The following is a 934-nucleotide window of genomic DNA, read 5'->3' on the forward strand; positions in this document are numbered from 1 at the left end:
AGACACCCACGCCCAATCCACGGGAAAGTGCCACAGGTCAGGGCTAAACGCCGAGTAGGAAACCCAATCCGCCAACGGGTCGAGCCAAGGCAACGCTGTACCTGCAAGGACCATCAACAGGTAAGGGTGGCGTGGGTGTCTTCTCCACCCGTAGACGAAAGCGATGGTTCCGACAACCATCATCACCGTCGTCCAGATATTGCACAGTGAGGCAAAGTTCGGTAGACCATCGACTGCTTTGCGCGCTTCGGCACTGACCGCTGCGTTAGCGATACGAGGTTCGTTTGCCCCGACTTGCCCGTTCAGTCCGATAAGAACCAAGACAGCGATGCCCAACCCCCACCACAGCAACTTGACCACAGCGCTCGTGCGACCGTCCGACTCGGGTATGGACGTTCGCGACTGTTGATCCGTCATGCTCGTGACCTCGCTGTTGTTGCGACTCCTGTAGCGGCGTCACATGTCTAACGTTCTCGCTGATAAATGTCAACGAATTACTTGCACAGCCACCTCACGCTCGTCTGGCTTGACAGACGTCGGACAGGTCTTAAGCAGCGACGATAGACGCGCTCGCTGCACTAATTCGGCAGGTGCCGGACTGAGTTGCAACACTTGAGTGAGAGCGTTCTGCTGACAAATAACAGTGAAAGCAGGTCATGCGGCACAATAAGCAGGTGCCGGGCACACCCATCAGCCGTGAAGCGCAGCGTCGCCAGACGCGGGAACGGGTGCTTGACGCCGCAATCGTGGAGTTCAAGCGGGCCGGAACAGCCGCAGCCGACATCAACGCCGTGGTCCTTGGAGCGGGTGTAGCCCGCAGCACCTTCTACTTCCACTTCCCAACGAGAGAGCACGTTCTGCTTGAACTGATCCGCCGTGAAGAAGCCCGCGTCGCAAGCGAACTCGCAAGCTTCCTCGACGCCCCGCATGACCT

The 934-nt window shown here is 58.5% G+C and carries 2 protein-coding genes; one reads left to right on the top strand and one right to left on the bottom strand.

Annotated features, from left to right (window positions below; genetic code table 11):
• A partial coding sequence (locus A9W95_RS12065) for a spirocyclase AveC family protein (RefSeq protein WP_216638161.1) occupies nt 1–360 on the bottom strand: 360 nt, incomplete at its 3' end.
• Nucleotides 361–656: 296 nt separating this feature from the next.
• On the opposite strand from A9W95_RS12065, the gene A9W95_RS26225 reads away from it, so the two are divergent.
• On the top strand, nt 657–934 hold a 278-nt coding region (locus tag A9W95_RS26225), incomplete at its 3' end, for a TetR/AcrR family transcriptional regulator (RefSeq protein ID WP_156746163.1).

This window comes from Mycobacterium sp. 1423905.2 (assembly GCF_001673155.1).
Classification (GTDB): domain Bacteria; phylum Actinomycetota; class Actinomycetes; order Mycobacteriales; family Mycobacteriaceae; genus Mycobacterium.